The organism is Gracilibacillus salitolerans, from assembly GCF_009650095.1.
GTDB classification, from domain to species: domain Bacteria; phylum Bacillota; class Bacilli; order Bacillales; family Amphibacillaceae; genus Gracilibacillus; species Gracilibacillus salitolerans.
On record NZ_CP045915.1, the window covers coordinates 4594416 to 4619348 of the forward strand.

Annotated in this window: 15 protein-coding genes and 2 pseudogenes; 7 read left to right on the forward strand and 10 right to left on the reverse strand. The window is 38.9% G+C overall.

Annotated elements, in window-relative coordinates; translation table 11 throughout:
• Positions 1–365: 365 nt before the first annotated feature.
• The 5 genes and pseudogenes from galE to GI584_RS21605 all read left to right on the forward strand — a co-directional run.
• Positions 366–1358 (forward strand): UDP-glucose 4-epimerase GalE, encoded by a 993-nt coding sequence (gene galE, locus GI584_RS21585; RefSeq protein WP_153792588.1) that lies wholly within the window; start codon positions 366–368, stop codon positions 1356–1358.
• Between the two features lie 2 nt (positions 1359–1360).
• Positions 1361–2854, forward strand: coding sequence for a UDP-glucose--hexose-1-phosphate uridylyltransferase (gene galT / locus GI584_RS21590; protein WP_153792589.1), 1494 nt, complete (start codon positions 1361–1363; stop codon positions 2852–2854).
• A gap of 17 nt (positions 2855–2871) precedes the next feature.
• A complete protein-coding gene (locus GI584_RS21595; RefSeq protein WP_100358827.1) occupies positions 2872–3918 on the forward strand; it encodes an aldose epimerase family protein in 1047 nt (348 codons plus the stop codon).
• Between the two features lie 176 nt (positions 3919–4094).
• A pseudogene (locus GI584_RS21600) lies at positions 4095–4889 on the forward strand (ribonucleotide reductase N-terminal alpha domain-containing protein); the annotation flags it as partial.
• Between the two features lie 316 nt (positions 4890–5205).
• Positions 5206–6969: pseudogene (locus GI584_RS21605) on the forward strand (vitamin B12-dependent ribonucleotide reductase); the annotation flags it as partial.
• Positions 6970–7064: 95 nt separating this feature from the next.
• On the opposite strand, the gene GI584_RS21610 reads toward GI584_RS21605, so the two are convergent.
• From GI584_RS21610 to GI584_RS21630, 5 genes are read right to left on the reverse strand one after another with little or no spacing between them, the layout of a single operon-like run.
• Positions 7065–10187 carry a beta-galactosidase, LacZ type gene (locus GI584_RS21610; protein ID WP_153792591.1) on the reverse strand — a complete coding sequence of 1041 codons (3123 nt, stop codon included), beginning with the start codon at positions 10185–10187 and terminating at the stop codon, positions 7065–7067.
• 18 nt (positions 10188–10205) lie between these two features.
• Entirely contained in the window at positions 10206–10829 is a 624-nt protein-coding gene (locus GI584_RS21615; protein ID WP_100358824.1) for a bifunctional 4-hydroxy-2-oxoglutarate aldolase/2-dehydro-3-deoxy-phosphogluconate aldolase, read from the reverse strand.
• 21 nt (positions 10830–10850) lie between these two features.
• On the reverse strand, positions 10851–11804 hold the full coding sequence (locus GI584_RS21620; protein ID WP_153792592.1) for a sugar kinase: 954 nt from the start codon (positions 11802–11804) through the stop codon (positions 10851–10853).
• Positions 11805–11816: 12 nt separating this feature from the next.
• Positions 11817–12965 carry a galactonate dehydratase gene (dgoD, locus tag GI584_RS21625; protein ID WP_153792593.1) on the reverse strand — a complete coding sequence of 383 codons (1149 nt, stop codon included), beginning with the start codon at positions 12963–12965 and terminating at the stop codon, positions 11817–11819.
• 19 nt (positions 12966–12984) lie between these two features.
• Complete coding sequence (locus tag GI584_RS21630; RefSeq protein ID WP_100358821.1) at positions 12985–13749, reverse strand: IclR family transcriptional regulator; 765 nt, start codon at positions 13747–13749, stop codon at positions 12985–12987.
• Positions 13750–14154: 405 nt separating this feature from the next.
• Here GI584_RS21630 and GI584_RS21635 point away from each other — a divergent pair, with 405 nt between their 5' ends.
• Both GI584_RS21635 and GI584_RS21640 read left to right on the forward strand, forming a co-directional pair.
• On the forward strand, positions 14155–14970 hold the full coding sequence (locus tag GI584_RS21635; protein ID WP_228552305.1) for an AraC family transcriptional regulator: 816 nt from the start codon (positions 14155–14157) through the stop codon (positions 14968–14970).
• 638 nt (positions 14971–15608) lie between these two features.
• The gene (locus tag GI584_RS21640) at positions 15609–17741 is read left to right on the forward strand and encodes a glycosyl hydrolase 53 family protein (RefSeq protein WP_153792595.1); all 2133 of its coding nucleotides are present in this window, start codon (positions 15609–15611) and stop codon (positions 17739–17741) included.
• A 167-nt stretch (positions 17742–17908) separates the two neighbouring features.
• Here the strand turns inward: GI584_RS21640 and GI584_RS21645 are convergent, their stop codons facing one another.
• The 5 genes from GI584_RS21645 to GI584_RS21665 form a co-directional block, all read right to left on the reverse strand.
• The gene (locus GI584_RS21645) at positions 17909–19960 is read right to left on the reverse strand and encodes a beta-galactosidase (RefSeq protein ID WP_153792596.1); all 2052 of its coding nucleotides are present in this window, start codon (positions 19958–19960) and stop codon (positions 17909–17911) included.
• Positions 19961–19986: 26 nt separating this feature from the next.
• Positions 19987–21048 (reverse strand): glycoside hydrolase family 53 protein, encoded by a 1062-nt coding sequence (locus GI584_RS21650; protein WP_153792597.1) that lies wholly within the window; start codon positions 21046–21048, stop codon positions 19987–19989.
• Positions 21049–21071: 23 nt separating this feature from the next.
• Positions 21072–21914, reverse strand: coding sequence for a sugar ABC transporter permease (locus GI584_RS21655; RefSeq protein ID WP_100358817.1), 843 nt, complete (start codon positions 21912–21914; stop codon positions 21072–21074).
• A complete protein-coding gene (locus tag GI584_RS21660) occupies positions 21914–23221 on the reverse strand; it encodes a carbohydrate ABC transporter permease (RefSeq protein WP_153792598.1) in 1308 nt (435 codons plus the stop codon). The genes GI584_RS21655 and GI584_RS21660 overlap by 1 nt, the downstream gene beginning before the upstream one ends.
• 195 nt (positions 23222–23416) lie before the next feature.
• A complete protein-coding gene (locus GI584_RS21665; RefSeq protein ID WP_407647378.1) occupies positions 23417–24712 on the reverse strand; it encodes a sugar ABC transporter substrate-binding protein in 1296 nt (431 codons plus the stop codon).
• Between the last annotated feature and the right edge of the window lie 221 nt (positions 24713–24933).

Genomic DNA, 24933 nt, shown 5'->3' on the forward strand with positions numbered 1-24933 from the left:
GACGCGTGCTGTTCCCATAGGAGTCTCCGTATTCTGCCTCCGCTGGTTCTAATGTTCTGATTGTTGAAAGAAGAAAATCTTCGGATATATAATCAAGGGACTTCTTCTCACTATTCCAAAACACTAGTCAAAGCTGCGGAAAAATGCGACACTCCTGGGGGAACAGCGCGAGCCGAAGATCCACTTTGCAAAGTGATTTTCTTTGCAAAGTTAGCTGAGGCCGTGCCCCCGGAAAGGGAGTATTTTCCGCAGCGACGGTCATGCACTCATCAACAAGAGAATGGAAGAAGGTTACTTCGCAGTTTATGGATTTTGTGAAAGTTTACTGTTTAAATATTTATTAAAGTTAGAAAGGATGATGACAATTGCGTATTTTAGTTTTAGGCGGAGCTGGTTATATTGGTTCTCACGCTGTATATCAATTAATCGATCAGGGATATGAGGTAGTCGTGATTGATAATTTATTAACAGGACACGAGGGAGCGGTTCATCCAGACGCTACTTTTTATAATGGAGATATTCGTGATATCAAATTCTTGCGCGAAGTATTTACACACGAAAAAATAGATGGGGCCCTTCACTTTTCAGCGAACTCTTTAGTCGGAGAATCCATGGAGGATCCACTAAAATATTTTGATAATAACGTTTACGGTACCCAGGTATTACTACAGGCAATGACAGAATTCGATATTAAACATATTGTCTTCTCTTCTACAGCAGCAACATATGGAGAGCCTGAGCAAGTACCAATTACAGAAACAATGGCAACAAACCCTACCAGTACGTATGGAGAAACAAAATTAACGATGGAAAAAATGATGAAATGGACTGAAGCTGCTCATGATATCCGTTTTGTATCCCTTCGTTACTTTAATGTCGCCGGTGCTCGCAGTACAGGGGAAATTGGGGAAGACCACCGTCCTGAAACACACTTGATCCCGATCGTATTGCAAGTAGCCTTAGGACAACGAGAGCACATCTCTATCTTTGGTGAGGATTACAATACTCCAGACGGCACATGTATCCGTGACTACATTCATGTCGAAGATTTAATAGATGCTCATATACTGGCACTTCAGTATTTAAAAGATGGCGGAGAAAGTAATGTCTTTAACCTGGGAAGCAGTCAAGGCTTCTCTGTAAAAGAAATCATTGATGCTGCAAGAAAAGTAACCAATCATCCGATTCCGGCAGAAGTCGCACCGAGAAGAGCAGGTGATCCTAGCACGTTAATTGCAGCATCAGATAAAGCAAAGCGTATGCTTGGCTGGAACCCGACAAGAACAGATATTGATCGCATCATAACCGATGCGTGGAATTGGCATCAAGCGAACCCAACAGGCTACAAGGAGGACTAATCATGGCGAACATCTCAAGCTTAGTGAACACATTAGTCGACAAAGCCATTGAGAAAGGTTTAATTCAGACTAGTGACCGAATTTATGCACGTAACCAAGTGTTAGGACTTCTCAATGAAGCAAGCTATCAAGAAGATGCAGAACTGCTTAACTTGGCTATCCCGGATACTTTGGAAGAATTGGCGGAACAAGCAGTGAAAAAAGGATTAATCGAAGGCTTACTTGATGAAAGCGAACAATTAACAGCCAAAATAATGGATGTTTTTATGTCAAAGCCTTCGGAAGTAAACCAAACCTTTTATCTAAAATATCAGGAGTCACCAGAACAAGCGACCGATTATTTCTATCAATTGAGTAAAGACAGTAATTATATTCAAACCAAACGCATTGCAAATAACATTCAATTCAAAACAGCATCTGATTATGGAGATTTGGATATTACGATTAATTTGTCAAAACCTGAAAAAGATCCGGAACAAATTAAGCGCGAAAAAGAAATGAAACAGGATATCGCTTATCCGAAATGTTTATTATGTGCGGAAAATGAAGGATATGTAGGACGTATCGGTCACCCGGCTCGTTCTAATCACCGGATTATTAAGGTTCCATTAGAAGGGGAAGATTGGTTTTTACAATACTCCCCATATGTTTATTACAACGAACACAGTATTCTGTTCGCGAGAGAACACCGTCCAATGAAAATTAACCGGAATTCATTTGCCCGTCTCACAGCATTTGTTGAGAAATTCCCGCATTATTTCATTGGTTCAAACGCTGACCTACCGATTGTCGGCGGAAGTATTTTATCACATGATCACTATCAAGGCGGTCGTTACACATTTGCCATGACAAATGCAGAAGAAGAATTTAGCTTTCAACTGAATACTTTTTCTGATGTGGAAGCTGTTGTGGTCAAATGGCCATTATCGGTGATTCGCATACGCCACGCTGATCGTAGCAAACTGGTAGATGTTTCTGACTACATTTTGCAAAAATGGCGAGAATACAGTGACACTGATGCAGATATTCTTGCATATACAGATGAGACGCCACATAATACCATTACACCAATCGCACGTAGACGTGGCGAATTATTCGAAATCGACCTTGTATTACGTAACAATCGTACAACAGATGAACATCCGATGGGTCTCTTCCATCCACACGAGGATGTACACCATATAAAGAAAGAAAATATTGGGCTTATTGAAGTAATGGGGCTTGCAGTACTTCCTCCCCGCTTAAAAGATGAACTGGAAACTATCAAAAAATATCTTCTTGATGAAAAGGTAACGGTTGCAGAATATCATCAGGGTTGGGTACAATCTATTCAGGATAAACATTCAAATATTACACAAGACAACGTAAACAAAATTGTAGAAGATGCATTAGGACAAAAATTTGCTCGCGTCTTGGAAGATGCTGGTGTGTATAAAACAGACCAGACAGGAAGAGATGCTTTTAAACGATTTTTGTCACACTTAAATGAAGGATAAGTAGGAGGATACGGGGTATGGAAGTAAAAACAGATGTAGTCAAAGTACAAGACCAGCAATGGAAAGAGTTTACTTTAATCAATGATAATGGAATGGCTGTTTCCATTCTTGATTTTGGTGGTATCATTACCAAGATCCTTGCACCAGATCGTGATGGAAAGTTGGAAAATGTCGTCATTGGTTTTGAAAACTATGAAGATTACCTTGAAAATCCTGGGTTTTTTGGCGCATTGGTCGGTCGTGTAGCTGGGCGTATTGAAAAGGCACAGTTTGAAGTGGATGGTAAGACTTATACACTACCAAAAAATGAAGGAGAACATCACTTGCACGGTGGTGAGCCAGGATTTCATAAATCGATCTGGAAGGTTGTTCCTTTTGAAAATAATGATGAAGTAGGATTAACATTGACACTGCAAAGTGAAGATAGTGAGAATGGTTATCCTGGAAACCTTCGCATGACGGTAACGTATACCTTGAATAATGACAATGCATTTACTATTACCTATGAAGGTGTATCTGATCAAAAAACCGTTTTAACAAGTACCAACCATTCTTATTTTAACCTTAGCGGTAATTTGCAATCAGATATTACAGATCACGAGATTACTTTAGACAGCAGTAAATTCGTCGAGTTAGATGAAGAATTAATTCCAACTGGTAATATTTTAGATGTAGATGATACGGTTTATGATTTCCGTAACGGCCGGTTAATGAAAGACGGCGTTACATCAGATTATAAGCAGAATCTTGTGGCGAATCATGGCTATGATCATTATTTTATCTTTGATCACTCCAAACAGGAAAGTGCTACAGTGCGAGAGAAAGAAAGTGGTCGCCAATTAACGGTTATTACCGACCAGCCTGGTGTTGTCATGTATACATCTAATAACCTGCCTGAGGGATTAGCGTTACGTGAACGAGAATCGGTAAGATATTTAGGCCTATGTCTCGAAACACAAGGTTCACCTGCATCGATTCATCATGAAGGCTTTCCGTCTGTCTGGTTAGATAAAGATGAAAAATATTTTGCCAAAACTACTTTTATTTTTGATATAATAGAATAAGGAAAAAGACACTCTTTTACCTAGGAGAGTGTCTTTTTTACGCTTTTTTCAATATATAGTATAATATATTTCCACAAACACTATATATTGATAATATGTACCCATTCTGATACGATATAATAGATTTAATTAGCTATTATTTTTTCACCTATATAGATAAAGGAGGCTACTACCCAATGCAATCAGCGAAAGACCGGTCATTGGCAATTAATGTCGAACAGCTGAATGAGGATATTAAAGACTTCCCACAAGTTCACCCAATTACACCTGACATGAATACAACACATAAAGGTGTATCACGACTTGTTATGCTGGACCGATATGCATTCAAAGACACAGAAAAAAAGACATTAAAAAAAGGGGACTTTGTCGTCTTAACGATTAAAGAGGACCCAAAATTCCCTGCAAGAGGTACTGGTTTTATTTTAGAAATTGATGATACAAACCGCAAAGCTCGTATTCAAGTAGATAATGATTATGTTCATGTATTAGAAAAAGATGAAGAACGTGAAACTGGTGTGATTAAACGTTCTTTGAGCATTATCGATAAACCGTTAGAAGTATATTACGAACAAATTGCAAAACGTAATGCAACAGGTCTTGCGGAAGTAGAAACAACAAAAGAGAAACAAAATGAATCGTTTGAACAGTTCTATCAGGAACTGTCCAGCTTAAACTTTGTTCCAGCAGGTCGTGTCCTTTACGGAGCAGGGTCTCACACAGATGTAACGTATTTCAATTGCTATGTAATGCCTTTTGTAAGAGATTCTCGAGAAGGTATCAGTGATCATCGTAAACAAGTAATGGAGATCATGTCCCGCGGTGGTGGTGTTGGTACCAACGGATCAACCCTTCGTCCTCGAAACGCGTTAGCAAGGGGTGTTAATGGTAAATCATCTGGCTCTGTCTCTTGGCTGGACGATATCGCCAAATTAACACACCTTGTTGAGCAAGGAGGATCAAGACGTGGTATATTTGAGTGCCTCGTCTATAAAAAAACCTCGTGAATTGCTGGGAACTCTTTAAAACTTGTTGGCTACAACGTAATCGGAAACGGTAAACGTGAAAGCTCAAAAACAACAAGTCGATAAAGACAATCAGCAGCCAAGCTCCTGTGAAATGGAGAAGGTTCAACGACCATCAAAACCACACGTTTTTCGTGGAAGGGAGTAGAGTAGGAAGCAAGTGCTTCCGAAGTGCGAGGGTATCTATAGATACAAGATATGGTCTGAACTCTAGGGTGACCTAGAGAGTTGATGTAACGAATCAACGCAACATTATTATATGGCTCAAATGATTATGTTAAACGATTGGCATCCTGATGTGCTTGAATTCATCATCTCGAAGATGCAAAACCCAAGAATATTACGTTATTTGATTGAAAATACCGAAGATGAAACGATTCAGCAATTAGCTAGTGACAAATTGAACTTCACACCACTCTCTACTGACGATGTACAACTATACCAAGGTGTTGTCAATTTTAAAAATATGCCTGGTCAAGGTGGCTTCACCGATGCCAATATTGAAAAAGCAGAAGCAGAATTACGTGATGGTGGTTCCTATTCTGTTCACAACCCTGACTTTTTAACAGGTGCGAATATTTCTGTTTGTATTACCGATGAATTTATGGAAGCTGTAGAGCAAGACCTTGATTACGAATTACGCTTCCCTGATGTCGAGAATTATACTGCAGAAGAAATGGAACACTACAACAAGCATTGGCACGAAGTTGGCGATGTTAGAGAGTGGGAAAAATTGGGTTTCGGTGTGAAAGTATATAAACACATCAAAGCAAAAGAATTATGGGACTTGATTAACGTCTGTGCCACTTATTCTGCTGAACCAGGTATTTTCTTCATTGATAATGCCAATAAGAAAACAAACGCAACTGCTTATGGACAAAAAGTAGTAGCGACAAACCCATGTGGGGAACAACCTCTCGCTCCGTTTTCTGTCTGCAATTTAGCAGCCGTTAACTTAGCAAATGTAGCTGATAAAGAGAAAAAAGCACCCGACTTTGATAAATTAAAACAAACGGTCGAAATTGGTGTGCGCATGCAAGATAATGTCATTGATTCAACCCCTTATTTCCTAGAAGAAAATCGTGTACAAGCTCTAGGTGAACGCCGTGTAGGTTTAGGTGTCATGGGTCTTCATGACTTACTGATTTATTGTGAATCAGAGTACGGCTCAAAAGAAGGTAATGAATTAGTAGATCAAATTTTCGAAACGATTGCGACAACCGCTTATCGTACATCGATTGAATTAGCAAAAGAAAAAGGTAGCTTCCCATTCTTAATTGGTGAGACAGAAGAAGAAACACGAAGCTTACGTGAAAACTTTATCTCAACTGGTTATATGCAAGATATGCCGGAAGATATTCGTGAAGGTGTTCTAAAGTACGGTATTCGCAACTCACACTTATTAACCGTGGCGCCAACAGGTTCAACAGGTACGATGGTTGGTGTTTCTACTGGACTTGAACCTTACTTCTCTTTCACCTACTATCGAAGCGGAAGATTAGGTAAATTCATCGAAGTAAAAGCAGATATTGTTCAAGAATATTTAGACAACAATCCAGATCAAGATTCTGATCATTTACCTAAATGGTTTGTAACAGCAATGAGTTTAGCACCAGAGGCACACGCCGATACACAATGTGTGATTCAGCGTTGGGTAGACAGCTCTATTTCCAAGACTGTTAATGCACCGAAAGGATATAAAGTCGAACAAGTAGAGCAAGTTTATCGTCGTTTATATCGTGGTGGCGCAAAAGGTGGTACAGTTTATGTTGACGGAAGCCGTGATTCCCAAGTCTTAACACTAAAAGCAGAGGAAAATAACTTCTCAGAACAAACCGAACTATTTGAAGATGAAGAAAAGAAAGTTGTTATCGTTGATACAGTAAACGAATTAGACAAAACAGACATGTCAGTCGGCTCGGAAGTTGGCGATACATGCCCTGTCTGCCGTAAAGGTAGCGTCGAAGATATCGGTGGCTGTAACACATGTACAAACTGTGGTGCACAACTTAAATGTGGATTGTAAATATGAAACCCGCTTCGATCTGAAGCGGGTTTTTGTGTAAGTGTCCAATAAACTTTAAAAAGTGTCCAATAAATCTCTAAAAGTGTCCAGCAAATTTATAACCTATTAGACAATGTAGTTCTTGCTAGATGGATGGGATCTTCATTAGATGAAAAAGGTACAAGACGAATCGCAAATTCAAAGTCCTGTGCGCGCAATTCATATTTCTCTAAAACATCTGGTCCACAACTTGCAGAACCTAATCCATGCTGTTGATAGTCAAGGTTTAGCGTAAGCTGATCCTGTTTGATTAGCTCATGTGTATGTCTTGCCTGATCGATATTTTCCATATCATAACGCTGCACACTAAAATCAAAGGTTGGCTTCCCTGTTACTAGCAGTCCAGTACCCGATTCACGGGAAAGGGACATCCATTTTACTTGATGACGATTACCATTCTCTTGTGGTACAGAATAATTGGTAAATAGCTGATCGACAGTACCTTGCCAAACGCCAAAGCGGTTAGCTTCATTACTATCGACATAAGCTTCACCAGGCCCTCTACCATTCCACTTCACATGATCAAGCGCTTCTTCCACTTTCATTTGCAAGCCAATTCGTGGGAAAGTATTCGGTGTATCTCCATCTAATTGACCTTTGACCATAACCTGAACGTCTCCACTGGCATAGACATCATAGATATAAGTTGTTAAGACAGACCATGCTAATTTAGGTGGTGCAATTCTTACTTTTGCTATAACTTGTACTTGTTTCTTGTCATCCGAAATCTGATAGCTAAAATCATCAAGTCGGTGCTGTAACCAGTGCAAACCATATTTTTGCCAATATGTTTTATTGCTGACCGGTTTCCATTGATTCGTCTCATAAATATCATTGTCAATCAATGCACGCCAAAAATTTAATTTCGGTGTGCCTTCGAGTACCTTTTCTCCAAGGAAGCTCCACTGCTCCATAAGACCGGTAATCTTGCTGAAAGTAATGTTGAATTCATTTCCTTGTACGTGAAATTGATTACGCCTGTTCTCCATTACCAGCGCACCGAATTGCAGACGTTCCACTGCTGGTTGTGTTGCTTTTACAGGTACTTCGAATTGTGACCACGCAATTTCATAACCGGCACTAGCCCATTCCATATCTTTTGCTAATACAGCTTTTACATGGAAAATATAATCGGTATTAGCGAGTACATTTTTAGGTTCAGAAAAATGGATAGGGATTTTCTTCGTTTCTTTAGGTTTAATTTCCGAAAGTTCTATCATTCCACTGTCTGCAATTTCGCCATCTGCTTCAACAGTCCAAACTAATTGCAGATGACCTAAATCGATGAAGTCATAGCGGTTTGTAATGCTCACTGTTTTGGCATCCCAATCAACAGCACTTATTTTCACTGGTTCTAATATCTTTTTATACTCGTTCAATGCTGGGGATGGTGTATGATCAGACATGACTAAGCCGTCCATTACAAAGTTAGAGTCATTTGGTTCATCACCAAAATCTCCTCCATAGGCAAAATATTCTTCTCCATCTTCAGTCGTCTTGCGAATACCGTGATCCATCCATTCCCATACAAAACCACCTTGTAGTCTTGGATAACGATAAAATGTTTCCCAATATTCTTTTAATGCACCTGGACTGTTCCCCATTGCATGGGCATACTCACAAACAATATGAGGTGTTTTTAGAAAATCTTTTTTTCCTAATTGTTCTAAAATCTCGATATCAGTATACATCGTTGTAAAAACATCCGAAGATACCGGGTCTTTTTCCGGATCCATATTACTGCCATTCATAATCGTGCGACATTCGCCCTCGTAATGAACAAGACGTGACGGATCGCGCTCTTTGGTCCATCGGTACATAGCATCATGATTCTGTCCGTAGCCTGATTCATTTCCTAACGACCACATGAAGATCGATGGATGATTTTTATCACGTTCCACCATGCGAATCATTCGATCAAGATAAGCTTCCTGCCATTCCGGGTTATCACTTATCAAATGAGGCTGACCAATATATTCGAAACCGTGGCACTCTAAATCGGCTTCATCAATAACATACAATCCATATTCATTACACAATTCGTAAAAACGTGGATCATTTGGATAATGGGCTGTTCTCACGGCATTAATATGATGTCGTTTCATCATTTTAATATCCTCGACCATCCAGTCAAACGGAACGGCTTTTCCTAAATCAGGATGATGATCATGGCGGTTAACCCCTTTTAATTTGATTGCTTTACCGGTCACCAGCAAGAAACCATTTTTTAATTCTATCGAGCGAAAGCCGACTTTTACTGGAATAACCTCGATTATTTGATTATCTTTTTTTAGTGTAATCATTAGCTGATATAAAGATGGATTTTCCGCACTCCATTTCAATGGAGCTTCTACCTCTATTAACTGCTCGCTTTTTTGTTGATCAATTGTTGCTTCTTGCTTCTCTATCAATGACTGGTCTGGATCAAATAACTGATATTCTATTTGATAATTTTCTGTTGGCAGTTCATTTAGAGCTGTTTCTATTTTTAACGTTGCATGACGGTAGTCTTTATCCAACTCTGTCTGAACAAAAAAGTCTTGTACATGATAGGCAGATCGAGCCAGCAAATAAACATCACGAAAAATACCGCTCAGCCACCACATATCCTGATCCTCAATGTAGCTGGCATCTGACCATTGATATACTTTCACGGCAATGGAATTCTCTCCGGTTTTTACGTAGTCGGTCACATTAAACTCTGCAGGAATTCGGCTTCCTTGACTGTATCCAACTTCTCTGCCATTGATAAAAAGATGAAAAGCACTGTCTACACCTTCAAAACGAAGAAATATTTGCTGCTTTTCCCAAGATGGATCTATATAAAAATTGCGACGGTAGATACCCGTCGGATTTTCCGTCGGGATTCTCGGAGGATCAATCGGGAATGGATATTGCTTGTTTGTATAATGCGGAATCCCGTAACCGTGCATTTGCCAGTTCGATGGTACAAGCAACTCATCCCAATCGTTGACATCACTTTCGCAAACATCATCAGGTACATGTTGAGGTGTTTCAAAATAGGCAAATTTCCATGTCCCATTTAACAACTGAAAGCGATCGGAATTGGTTCTTTGATTGGTCCAGGCTGTTTCTTGATTAGCAAAAGGAATATAGTATGACCTGGCGCTTTCTCGGTTTCGTTGTAATACGGACAGTGTTTCCCAATCTTTTGTCATCTTGCTCACTCCATTCATCTAAACTCTTGCTACAAATTGTTCTGCTCTTTGTTTTAACGCTTGTAAATCCTCTTTAGAGTAAGTCTGTTGTTTCTTTACCAAGGAACTGCCCAGTCCTGCTGCCACGGCTCCTACCTGAAAATAATCAGATATATTATCAAGATTTACTCCACCTGTCGGCATTAATGGAATATGTGGTAAAGGCCCTTTTATATCCTTGATATAGGTTGGTCCTAATATAGTAGCTGGAAAGACTTTGATGAGATCAGCACCATTCTCATAGGCTGTTAAAATCTCTGTTGGAGTCATCGCTCCGGGAATGCTGACAACGCCATACCTTTTGGTTAGCTTAATCGTGTCTATGTCAACGGTCGGAGAAAAGATGAATTGGGAACCGGCCATTATTGCCGCCCGAGCTGTCTCCGCATCCAATACGGTTCCGGCACCAACTATCATTTCTCCTTCAAATTCTTTTCTTACCTGCTCTATCGCTCTCCATACATTAGGCGTATCAACCGTAATCTCTAAAGTTCGTATCCCCCCCTGATGTAGCGCATCTGCCACATCAAGAATATGCTCCGGTGGTACACCGCGAATAATCGCAACTAATTTATGCTGATAAATGTTTTGCAATATCTCCATAGAAAGTGAACTCCCTTCGTATTACCTACTGACATCTTCTTTTGTATCCTGAACAAATCGTTCCATTTCTTCGATTTCCGGCAATCCTTCCACATCACCATTCACCATGGTAACCATGGCACCTACAGCATTCGCTCTTGCTATCGCTTTTTCGAGTGAAAGTTCTTCGAGTAATCCGGAAATCACCCCTGCAGCAAATCCATCCCCCGCACCAATTGGATCAACGACTCGATCGATCTGATAGCTAGGTACAAATCCATGCTCCTCTTTTGTAAAATAGGATGCCCCTTTACTGCCTTCTTTAAGGATGACGACTTCGGCACCATTTCCGATAAAAAGACTTGCGTAGCGATCACGTTCATGCTCACCAAACAAATATTTTGCTTCACTTACTCCAGGCAAAACAATATCCGCTTCCGCCGCAATTTCTAATAACACTCGTTTCGCCTTTTCTTTAGATTCCCATAATTTTTCGCGAATATTTGGATCAAATATAATGGTTACATTATGTTTTTTGGCGTATTCTATCGCTTGCTTAACTGCTTGGTAGCAGCTTTCGCTTAGAGCAGGCGTAATACCGGTTACATGAAGATATTTAGCACCCGCAATATAGTCTTCCTCTATATCCATCGGGCCTAATTTACTGGCCGCAGATCCCGCTCGATAGTAATAGACACGCACGTCTTGCTCACTTCGTAATTCTTTGAAATAGAGGCCTGTCTGTGCTTGCGAATCTGTTTTCACCTGAGAAATGTCTACTCCTTCACCACGGACAAATGAGACTAGCGCTTTTCCTAATTCATCATCACCAACTCGACTTATCCATCCAGCCTTAAAACCAAAACGCGTGACACCAATTGCTACATTTGTTTCTGCACCAGCAAATTTTCTGGAAAACTGGGATGCATATCTCATTTTTCCCGTAGTATCAGGTGTAAATAACGCCATCGTTTCTCCAATTGTTACGACATCCATCGGAATCCCTCCTTACCATTCTGCAACGGTTCCATCTTGGTGGCGCCAGACAGGATTTCGCCATCTGTGTCCTTCTTTTGCCATCTCTTTTACTTTATCTTCATTGATATCAATACCTAAACCTGGACCTTGAGGAATTTTGACATGACCATCTTTGTATTCAAATACTGATTTATCTGTAATATAGTCTAATAAGTCATTTCCTTTATTATAGTGAATCCCTAAGCTTTGCTCTTGAATAAATGCGTTATGAGCGGTTGCGTCCATTTGTAAACAAGCAGCTAAAGCGATCGGACCTAATGGACAGTGTGGGGCAACAGCAATATCATACGCTTCTGCCATCGAAGCAATTTTTTTCACTTCGGTAATCCCACCTGCATGGGATAGATCCGGTTGAATAATATCGGCATAGCCAGATTCGAATAATGGCTTGAAATCCCAACGAGAATACATCCGTTCACCAGTCGCAATCGGAATACTTGTATGCTTCGTTATTTCCGCTAAAGCTTCATTATTTTCAGGTAAAACTGGCTCTTCGATAAACATCGGACGGAATGGTTCCAATTCTTTTGCTAATATTTTAGCCATGGGTTTGTGAACCCTTCCATGAAAATCAATTCCAATACCGATATAATCACCAACTGCTTCACGTACAGATGCAATTCGTTCGACAACATTATCAATTTTTTCATAGCTATCAACATATTGCAGTTCTTCTGTTCCATTCATTTTTACCGCGGTAAAACCGGCCTCTACTACTTTTTTGGCAGCTGCTCCAACATCACTAGGCCGATCGCCGCCAATCCAGGAATACACTCGAATCGATTCGCGACAAGCCCCGCCTAGCAGTTGATAAACAGGGGCATCAAAGTACTTCCCTTTAATATCCCAAAGTGCTTGATCAAGACCAGCAATTGCACTCATTAAAATCGGACCTCCACGGTAAAAACCAGCACGATACATCACATTCCAGTGATCCTCAATTTTTAGAGGGTCCTGCCCTATTAAAAAATCAGCCAGTTCATGAACTGCTGCTTCAACAGTGGCTGCTTTTCCTTCTACAACTGGCTCTCCCCAACCCGTAATACCTTGATCCGTTTCTATTTTCACAAAACACCATCTTGGCGCTACAACAAATGTTTCGATATTGATTACTTTCATCCTCCAACACACCTTTCCATTATTTTTTGATATAACCTAATTTTGCAGATATATGTTTACTTTGATCTAAAATTGCTCGTGCTAAATCCCCTTTTACCCTTTCGTTTGTCACTCGATCAGCAGGTCCTGCAATACTAATGGCAGCAATCACATTACCATCATGATCATAAAGCGGTGCTGCAATACAGCGAATACCCTTTTCATGCTCCTGTTCATCAATCACATAGCCTCTTTCTTTTATTGCCTTTAACTCTTTTTGCAGGTTAGCTTTATCGGTAATAGTGGTCTCGGTAAATTTAGGTAGTCCTTTTTCTTCAATTAAATGATCTAATTGCTCTTGTGTGAAGCCTAGGAGCAAGGCTTTTCCAACCCCTGTACAATGCATTAAAGCTCTTCTTCCAATTTGCGAATACATCCTTAATGTTTGATCGCTTTCCACCTTATCGATGTAAACGACTTCATTACTGTCATGAATACACAGGTGTACCACCTCACCCGAGCTTTTCGCTAAAGTATGTAACGCTTCTTTAGCAACTGTTCTTATATCTAATTGATTTAATAAGGAACTGGCTAATACGAGGCATTGGATACCAAGCCGATAATGACCACTTTGCTCGTCTTGCTGCACATATCCTTTTGCACTTAATGTGCTTAAAAGGCGATGTACGGTGCTTTTTGCCAATTCTAAATCCTTCGATAACTTAGCTATACTCAAACCTTCTGGATATGCTGCTAATATTTCTAATATAGAAAGGGTTCGTTCTACAGATTGAACTTGGGACATAACTATTTCTCCTCACTCTTTTTGTTCCATAATACGGAATGTTATTCTTCTTTGTGGAATACCTTTATTTTACCTGTTTATTTATAGTTTAGTCAAGTGGTTATTCCACCTGAGGTGAGATGCTGTTTATGGGATATATCAGTTTTTTCCTTAGTGCGCGTTATGTTTAAGTGACATAGGAAAAACCATCGAGCCGGAGGAATTTGATAAAAGCAGAATCTGATGATTATATGCTATACTAAAAAGTAAGCGGATTCATTTTCTGATCACATTAACAGCAGATGAATATTGCTTTACCAACCACGCCTTAATTTTTGAAGAGAAAGATGAAATGAATGATTATCAATTTACTAAAAGAGTTGGTGGAAAATGTACAACAGAAAAGTTAGATATGAGTACATTACGATGGAAGAATCTTTCCCTTTATTCGTGGAGAGTGTCGGCTATAACCCATATGAACAAGATTTTAATAGACCTGAGGGATATCCATACTATCACTGGCTGCAAACAGTTGAGGGCAATGGACAGTTTTCATTTCAAGGTCAAGATTATATCTTATCTAAAGGCAAGGGAATATTATTAAAGCCATATACACCTCATGTGTATTATTCATTAGGAAAAAAGTGGTCTACAATTTATATTACATTCGGAGGAAAATCGGCTGCATCTATTTTGGAAGCTTTAAATATGAAGCATTCTAGTATATATACAGAATTAGAAGATTTACAAGTAGAAATAATGATGCAAGATATGCTACAGAAAATGGAGTCGGATTCCGAGTTTTCAAAGATCGATTTATCAATCTACCTGTATAATTTTCTACTAAAATTGAAAAAGTACGGAAAGATGAATAGCCAACCATCCTTATCCTATCTTTATGATAAAGTACGGAAAATTGTGGAGTGGCTTGAAGTTCATTATGCTGAGGATATTACCTTAGATGAAATGGCAAAGAAATTAAGTGTAAGCTCCCAATATTTAAACAAATTGTTTCAAAAAACGTTTCAAGTAAGTCCCTATACATTTTTAATCCAACTGAGAATTAGAAAAGCAAAGGAAATATTGCTACAGACCCCTGAAGTACCAGTAAAAAATGTTGCTATCCTTGTTGGGTTTAATAATCTTAGTTACTTTATTTCTACCTTTAAAAAGAGAGAAGGTATCACCCCTAAGAAATACAGAGATATGTACGGAAAAGAAAACAAGGTGACCGTGAAATAATCCGATGGCAGTTTTTTTATTTATCTTGTAATCATTATATAAAAATAAGGTTTAATAGGATTTTATCGCTCGTAAAATGCTTACAGAAGGTCAAGTGGATGCTTTACTGAAGAATAAAACAATAAAGGAGTGGACCGTACGACCATATAGAAGGCCAACTTTTGTGAATGGAAAGTTGGTCTTTTTGTTGTTTTTGCGAAAGTTTTATTAGTACAGCAGCAATTGAGTAGTTTCGTAAGTTTCATATATTTATATTTTGTGTAGAACATCGTTGTACACCTTATTGAAAAAATAATATAGATTAATAACAACTTCTTCTAGTTTTCTACTTAGAATCTAGGAAAATTCTGCCCTACAAGAAAAAATACACTACATCTACCAACTTTCATTACTCAATGTTAATCTTCATCTTTTACTACCGAGGAACTAGCAAAAAAACAATTGATATTACTGCTAGATAAAGGAATCTAGCTTTAATATACCCTAAGCGAAGGGGGAATATCCAAGCCGGAAAGGAGGCTGTATGAAACATTTTTTATGAAAGGGTATGCATAAAGGGTGTCCATAACATAGCAGATGTTCTCATTTTTGTAGTATAGCTTGTTTGATTCCTTGATAAAAATAGGAGGTAACATTTTATGAAAAAACACTCGATTGTAAAGAAGTCAACGATACTCTCCATAACAGTATTGCTAGTTGGGGCAATTTTTTTTAGTATGCCAACAGCTGCGTATTATGGAAATGCAGATATTTCACCAGCATACACAAACTTACCAACGAAGAGTTGGGTATCTGCTGAAGCGGGAATAGGAGATGCTAGTTTCGCTGTTGATCAGGAGGAAACTACTTATTGGGATGCTGGCTCTGTGTCCGAAGATAGCTGGATACAGATCGACCTAGGCGGAACTTATCCTGGGATGAAAAAAGTGGAGGTTGTTTTTCCAACACTAGATGGTGAATACAACTATAAGCTTGAAGCTTCTAGTAATGGAGAGCAGTGGGCTACTCTTTCCGATCATTCTGAAGAGCCAATAACTGGAGGAGAAGATGTTCTTATCCAAAATACTTCAGAAGTTAGGTATTTGAAAGCAACGCTATTAAATGTTTCAGATGGTGCCATTGCAGGGATTTCAGAGATTCGTGCAAACAATTATCTACTAAAGGACAATCTTACGGTTGGAGCAGATTTATCTTGGGATACAGCATTTTTAAATAATACGTATACTACACATAGTAATACAGATGTACCATCATCTGATGGTCGCATGATTGGTACGATGCAGGAAACAGGCATGACATCTGCAAGGTTCCGAGTTTGGAATGAACCAAGATCGGAAAACACAGGGGAACCAGTGACACAAGTTGATGGAAGTATGAACCCAGAGGATACACTAAACAAGTCATTATACGCAGATGAACTTGGTATGAATGTAGGAATTGACTTTCACTATTCCGACAGCTGGGCAGACCCAGGAAAACAGATAAAGCCAAAACACTGGAAAGACCTTCCATTTGATGAGCTTGTGGAAGCAGTGTATGATTTCTCCTATAAAGTGACAGCGGATCATGTAGCTGCAGGAGTAACTCCGTATTATATCCAGGTTGGAAATGAAATAATTAATGGAACACTTTGGGGTGCGGAAAAGGTTCCAACAGGACATGAACCAAGGTATGCAAGAGAAGACCCATCCTATACTGCCCAACCAGGTGGTGAACTGTTATGGGAGTATTGGGAATCAGAGGATCCAGAAGAACAAGCTGCCTATGATGCAGCATGGGATCGATTTACCGCAATCGTAGATGCTGGCCTACGTGCTGCTCAAGATGCGTCACCTGAATCAAAGACTAAAATCCATGTAATCGTTGATAGAAATCGATTAGCGAAAACACAGGAGTTTTGGCGTCAGCTAACGACAAGACTGAAAGAAGATTATCAGAATGATTTTGATATCATGTCCATTTCTTATTATCCTGAATGGCATGGTACAATGGCAGATTTAAGTAATAACTTACATGCGTTTGCAACAGAGTTTCCTTCGTATGAATTAGCAGTATCAGAAACTTCCCATAGAGCTTCTGGAGGTCCTTCTGATTCTGGATATCCTAACACGATACAAGGTCAAGCAGACTTCATGATCGATGTCATGCGTACTACCAATGATACTATTAATAATGCCGTGTCCACTATATTAGTGTGGGAACCAGCGATTTGGCAATCAATGTTTACTTCAAGAGGCGGCGGTTGGTACGAAGCAAATGACTCTACACGAGTGTTTCATGCAGCATTCAGTAACTTTATAGCGAAAACGAATGAATATCTCTTGACCCCACTATACGAGGTACCAGCATTGCCAGACTCTATCGATGTATTAGATATTGAAAATGACACCATCGTGCGTACAGAAGTGACATGGGATGTAACGGAAGAGGAAGACTATTCCACTATTGGATCTTTCACTGTACACGGAACAACAGAACATGGGGATGTTACTGCACATGTTGCTGTAGTGATGACGGTCGATATATTGGAGCGCTTAACGGAAGAAAAGGTGGAATCTGGTGACCTATCTGGTCCAGTAGTACCCCAATTAGTAAATGCATTAAATCAAGTGACACATCACTTGGAAAAAGGATCAAAGCAAGATGCTAGTAAGTTTTTAGAAAACTATTTATCTCATCTAAACCGTAAGGCAAATGACAGAAATATTTCTCATGAGGCAAAGGTAATTCTTACGGAACATGCGGAGTTGATGGTAGAAAACCTGAAATAACAGTACGTAATATTTGTTATAAAAGTCGTCTCTAATATTTGGCGTAGTATGTTGGTCTCCATAAAACAACAATACCACAGTTCAAAACACTGTGGTAGAGCCTAATTTTATACTTTCTTATCTTTTCAAAAAAGGCATTCCTAATACAGGAATGCCTTTAAACACGTTTATTTTTTCAACACTTTAACATCGAATCCTGATAATGAAACGATACCTGATACTTCGTTGTCTGTTATTAAATCTTGATAAGTCTGACCGTTTAAGTTAATGTCTTTCGTCTCGTTTGAAAAATTCATTAAGAAAAGAAACTCGTTTTCTCCGTCTGTACGGATCTGAGCACTGACGTCTTTTGGTAATAATTCGCCTGTTGCTCGTTTTAATGATAACTGATCTGCTATCTTTTCAAAAAAGGATTGATGGAATGCATGATCATTTCTTGAAGCGATATAGTAAGCTTTTCCATCGCCATATTGATTAACGGTTAAAGCAGGTCTCCCCGCATAAAAATCACTGCCGTATTGCGCTAAAGCTTGCGCACCTTCTAAATGAATCAGGTCACATAATTCTTTTGCTACAAATTCACCACGTAATCCTAATTCGTTGTTGCCTACTACTTGAATACGATTTGTTTCCTCATCATATAGACCATCGATTTCTTCAGACCAGATTCCTAATGTTTTACGTAATGGCCCCGGGAATCCACCGAGGAAACAAAGGTCATTTTCATCAACAATGCCGGACCAATACGTTGTGACAAATGTCCCGCCATTTTGGACAAACTTTTCAATATTTTCACCAACTCCAGATCTTACCATATAAAGCATCGGTGCAACCACTAATTTATATTTGGATAGATCTTTTTCCGAATCAATGACATCGACTGCGATACCTTGCTCCCAAAATGCTTGGTAATGTTCTGTTACCGTACGCTCATAATGAACACCTGCATTACGTGGTCCTTGGGCATCTTTAACTGCCCAGCGATTTTCGGTATCAAAGATGATCGCCACTTCTGCGTCAACCGTTGAGCCTACTACTTCGTCTAATTCAGCTAAACCTTCGCCAAGCTCTTTGACCTCTTGAAAGACACGTGTATGCTCATGTCCTGCATGGTCAACTACCGCACCATGGAACTTCTCACTAGAACCGCGGCTTTTACGCCATTGGAAATATTGTACTGAGTCAGAGCCATGTGCTACCGCTTGTAGAGATGATAAAACATGCATACCCGGTTTTTTCAGCTTACTGATCGGCTGCCAATTCGTTAAACTTGGTGTACTTTCCATTAATAAAAATGGCTTGCCATCTTTTAAGGAACGAAACCAGTCATGATTCATCGCTGTATAAGCAGCCAGATACGACTCATCCTGTTGATCGTGCCATGTTGGATAAGAATCCCATGAAATTACATCGATATCATCAGCAAATTTCGCATAGTTTAACCCTTCAAACGTTTCCATGAAGTTGGCTGTTGCTGGCATCTCAGGCTTAACTGCTTTTAGCGGTTTCACTTCATGACGATAAAAATCTAATGTTTGATCAGTTACAAAACGTTTCCAATCAAGGTTTTGTCCGTGAACCATTGTTTCTCCGTGCGGTGCAGGAGATTCAACCTGAGACCAGCTCGAATACGTATGACTCCAAAACGTTGTCCACCAAGCATCATTAAGTGCATCTAATGATTGATATTTTTCCTTTAACCATTCGCGGAATGCATCTTGGCAGTAATCACAATGGCATTCACCACCATATTCGTTGGATACATGCCAGCCGATAACTGCTGGGTGATCAGCATAGCGTTCTGCTAATTTGCTATTCATTATCTCTACTTTTTCTCGATATACAGGTGATGTAAAACAGTGATTATGACGCATCCCGTGCAGATTACGTACACGGTTAGCCCCTACTCGTAATACTTCTGGATACTTTTCCGACATCCATGCCGGTCTTGCACCACTCGGGGTTGCCAAAAATGCATAAATGCCGTTCTCATGAAAAGTATCAAGCAATTTATCCATCCACTCAAATGTAAATGTTCCTTCTTCCGGCTCTAACTTCGCCCAAGAAAAGATTCCTACTGACATCACATTACAATGAGCAAGCTTCATTAAGCGAATATCTTCTGCTAATACTTCCGGATATTTCTCCCATTGCTCTGGATTATAATCTGCACCATGTAACATTTTTGGTATTTTGTTGCTTACCGGGTTAAATTTCATCCTATCACCTAACTCCTTCTTGTTGATTATTCTTTAGCGAATGCATCAAGTCCCATTAATTTGTTTCCTTCATAATCAAACAAAGTTAAATGAGACCAGTTATTGTCATGACCGACTGACCATTCCTGTTTGGAAGGGATCCAACAAGGCTCCCAATAGTAAATGCCTTTACCTAAATTGTATGGTGTTTGTTTTACCGTTTCGATTAATTTTTCCAAATAAGCCTTTTGCCCCTCAACTGTTGCCGGATATCCTGGTACAAGATGTTCACGGAAATCCGGTGCATCATCAACTTCTGGAATCTCATCCGGCACAATCCATGGATAAGCAACTTCCACCACTATTATTTCTTTCTGATAACGAGTAGCGATATCTTCCATATTTGCTTCGAAGTCCTGATATGGACCATGCCACCAAGGATAATAGGAAAGACCAATTACATCATAATCAAGCTGAAATTTTTCCATTTGATCATAGAATTTACGAGAGCCTGGATTATCCCCTCCTCGATCAATATGGATCATTGTTTTTATTTGATTATTTTCTGTTATCGCAGCTTGCACACCTTCAAGTCCTGCTTTAATAAGCGGAATAATACCGTCCCAATTTTCAACTTTCTCTGCATTCTTTTCTTTATATATCTTTCCTTCTTCCCACAACATACCATTCGTGATTTCATTACCAATTTGGACCATGTCTGGTATTACATCTTCTTTTTTAAAGGCTTCGATGACCTCTTTGGTATAACTATATACAGCTGCCACAAGTTCGTCAAAACTTAGATTCTCCCATACTTTTGGTTTTGCCTGCTTGCCCGGATCTGCCCAATAGTCGGAATAATGAAAATCTAACAGAAAATCCATGTTGTAGGCTTTGATTCTTTTTGCCATGCTTAACGTTCTATCTATATTACAATATCCCCCAGTAGGTGTATGCCATAGTCGTAAACGGACAGCATTAACACCGGCGCGATGCAATATCTCCAGCACATCAGTCGCTTTCCCATCTTCATAATACTGACCGCCTTCTGTCTCTACTTCATCGACAAATGATAAATCGACACCCTTGATAAAATCTTTCTGTGTCATATATAAATCCCCCAAATCAATCATTATCCTTTTGTTCCACCTGCTGTTAAGCCTGATATCAAGTAACGTTGTAAGAATAAATACACAATCGCTACCGGTATCGCAATTAAAATGGCACCAGCTGTAAATCTTGTAAAGTTATTGGAGAATTGATCATTAATAAAGTTAAATAACCCTAATGCAATCGTGTAATTCTCCGGACTATTTAATACGATTGACGGTAAGATAAAATCAAATAGTGGCGTCATAAAATTGAATAACGCAACAACAGCAAGAATCGGTTTCGCCAGTGGTAACACAATCCGCCAAAAAACAGTAAAGTGACCAGCTCCGTCAATTCGAGCCGCTTCATCTAATTCTCTTGGAATCGTGTCTAAATAACCTTTTACAAGCCAAGCATTAAAAGGTATCTGACTTCCGACATAAATCAAGATTAATCCTGTTAATGAATCTAGTAATCCTACTAAGTGCAGGAAAATATATAAAGCTACCATCGCCATCATTACAGGGAACATTTGCAAAATCAAAAATGTATATAAGGTAGATGTTCTCCCAACGAATTTATACCTAGAAAAGGAAAAGGCAACAACCGATGTGATGATGACAGAGAACAAGGCGGCGCAGCCTGAAACAATCATACTGTTCTTATACCATGTTAGATAATTACTTCTTGGGTCTGTAAATAACCATTTATAATGCTCTAACGACCAATTTTCCGGAATAATGGAGGAGGAGTAGAGACTTTGTCCAGGGTTTAATGACATTCCAATAGCCCAAACAATCGGGTAAAGGATGATAATTGTCATAAACGCAAATATCGCATAAATACCTGTTAACTCCAGTGCTGACTTTAATTTTGGACTCATTAGATGTTCCCCTCCTCTTTAAATGAATTTGTACGCCTGAATTGGAAAAAGGCAAATATCGAAACCATTAAACCGATGATTAAGGAAATCGCTGCAGCCATGCTGTAATTATTCGTATCAAAGGTTAACTTATACACCCATGAAATTAGAATATCTGTACCGCCTGCATTTTGCCCTTGGACAGCTGGTCCACCTTCATTAAAGAGGTAAATAATATTAAAGTTATTAAAATTCGTCGTATATTGAATAATTAACAATGGCGCCGTTGCAAATAGTACATGTGGCAACGTAATATTTCTGAATTTTTGCCAACGAGTTGCTCCATCTACTTCAGCTGCTTCATACCACTCAGATGAAATACTTTGAAGTACCCCTGAAAACAGCGCGAAAACGAAGGGATGTCCTAACCACGTTTGAATCATAATCAATACGATTTTAGTATAGGTTGGATCTGTTAACCACGGCAGTCCGTCTCCACCAAGTAATGGTATAATAATATCGCGGTTGATAGCACCAAATTCATCATTAAACATAGCAGCAAAAATTAAAATAGATACAAATCCTGGTACTGCCCACGGTAAAATTAGGATCGTACGTATAGTCTTTTTAAATTTTACACGCTTGTCATTAACTAAAACAGCTAAAATCAAGCCGACAACAATCTGGAAGGAAGTAGCTACAACAGTCCAGATAACCGTCCAGCTAAATACACTAATAAAGGTATCCTGCCATATTGGTATTGTGGCTAAATCTTTAAAATTATTAAGCCCAATCCACTCTACTAAATTTCGTGGTGGCGAATTATAAAGATCATAATTTGTAAAAGCTAAAGCTATTGCAAATAAAAGCGGAAAAACAACTGTAAAAATCAACAACACCAAACCAGGTGCTGTCATAATATATGGAAATGCTTTATCATACCCATTTTTGAGAGCTTGTTTAAATGATGGCGGCTGCCATCCATTGTTTAATAATCTCGCTTGTTTTCTCGCATCCCGCACATTAAACACATACAACATTACTGCGAAAGCAATTAAAATTAATGAAACAATTCCGTATACGAGTAAATAAATTGAATGATCGACACCAGGTATAGTTCCTAATGTAATAATCCCCCATAGTCCTAACCAAAGAAAATCAAAAGTCGCTAGAATAAAGGCAATTTCCAATATAATAAAAGCAATTCCCTTCATATAGCGCTTGTTATAGATTTGCCCTAAACCTGCAAGTAAAATGGAAAGCACCATCGCTACATTTGGATTAAACTTTTTCTGATTGTTGGTTAGTTGTTCTTGATGTTGGGGCATGGATACCACCTCTTTCTAAAATAAAGTGAAACTTCCATAAGTTGGGTTTTTGTCCCCACTGATGGTTGACGAAACTTATCAGGGTGTTAGCTCACCTGATCCCACACTTAGCTTCTTTTTTTTTACGGACGTTTAGCACCGTGATAAATACAAAATGGGGAGTGGAAAAGCTGTAACTTTTCCACTCCAAGTAGTTTATTCACCTGCTGTTGACCCAGAAACTGCGATATTATCTTTAATATTTTGAACCGTGTCTGTTACTGCTTCTTCCACATCTGCACCGTTATTAATTAACTCAATAGCAACATCCATATCCCAAACCTGTGCCATTTCAGGGATGTTAGGCATTGGAGTACCATTTGGTACTTGTTCTGTATATCCTGCATACATTGGATCATCTACCGCATCCAAAATTTCTGGTCTTGGTGGTAATTCACCAGTTACATCATAATAAAGCTGAGAATTTTCATCATTGGTCATAAATTTAGCTAAATCTTCCGTCCATTCAGGGTAATCACTATAGTAAGAAACTAACCATGATTTTACCCCGATAAAGGATGGAGCAGTTTCACCATTCATAGATGGAAGTGGTGCTGTTGCAACACTGTCACCAAGTGCTTCTTTATAAATTGGCATGTTCCAAGGTCCACTAAATACCATACCAACTTTACCTTCAGCGAAAAGACCATCTAATACATCAACTGTTAGCGTTTTTGGAATTAAACCTTCATTAATAAATTCTTGATATTTTGTTAAACCTTCAATAGTTCCTTCATTATCTAATCCAATGTCACTTGGATCATATACACCGTCTTCTTCACCAAATACATACCCACCATAAGCATTCATAAATGAGTACAAATAATAAAATTCCGGTGATACCAAGAAACCATATTGATCATTACTAGCGTCCGTTACTTCTTTAGACATTTCTAATACTTCCTCAATAGTTTCAGGTGGACTATCGATAATGTCTTTGTTATAAAATGCGAAATACGTTTCTACTGCTACTGGAGCACCATAAATCTCTCCATCATAAGTAAATGCATCAATTGCAACGTCTGTAAATCCATTCATTTCTTCTTCCGTATAATTGATTGGTAATGCTAAACCTTGTGCAATAACATCACCTAAGCGATCTTGTGGTTGGAAGAATAAATCCGGACCGTCTCCAGTAGGACCAGCTAATGCTAATTCCTCTACCTGGTCAGGCATTGCAACTCTTCGGTAAGAAATTTCAATTCCTGTTTCTTCGGTATATTTATCAAACATTTCCACTGAAATATCTTCAGCAATATCTTCGTCATTAATCCAGACAACTAGTTCTTTTGGCTTATCTGATTCTTCTGTTTCTTCTGTTCCACCTGACTCTTCATCATTACCGGTAGCTTCTTCTGCCCCTTCACGCTCTGGAGCACATGCTGCCAGTAAAAGTACAAATGCTACCATCAATAATAAACCCCATAAAGTTTTCTTTTTAAACAACTTCATGACCTCCCTTAATAAATTAATTTAATTATCTCTACAAGGTTTATTATAAAGCGATTTCATCATGATTTATATATCAAATTATTCTATATTACTTTCAAATAATGAAACAGCCACTCTAAAAGGAAAAGATTACCTGTTAGTTATTTGTCGGATATTATCATAGGTAAAAATACATAATACTTAATTAGGTCTATATACATTTTAATTACAGCCTTGGTTAT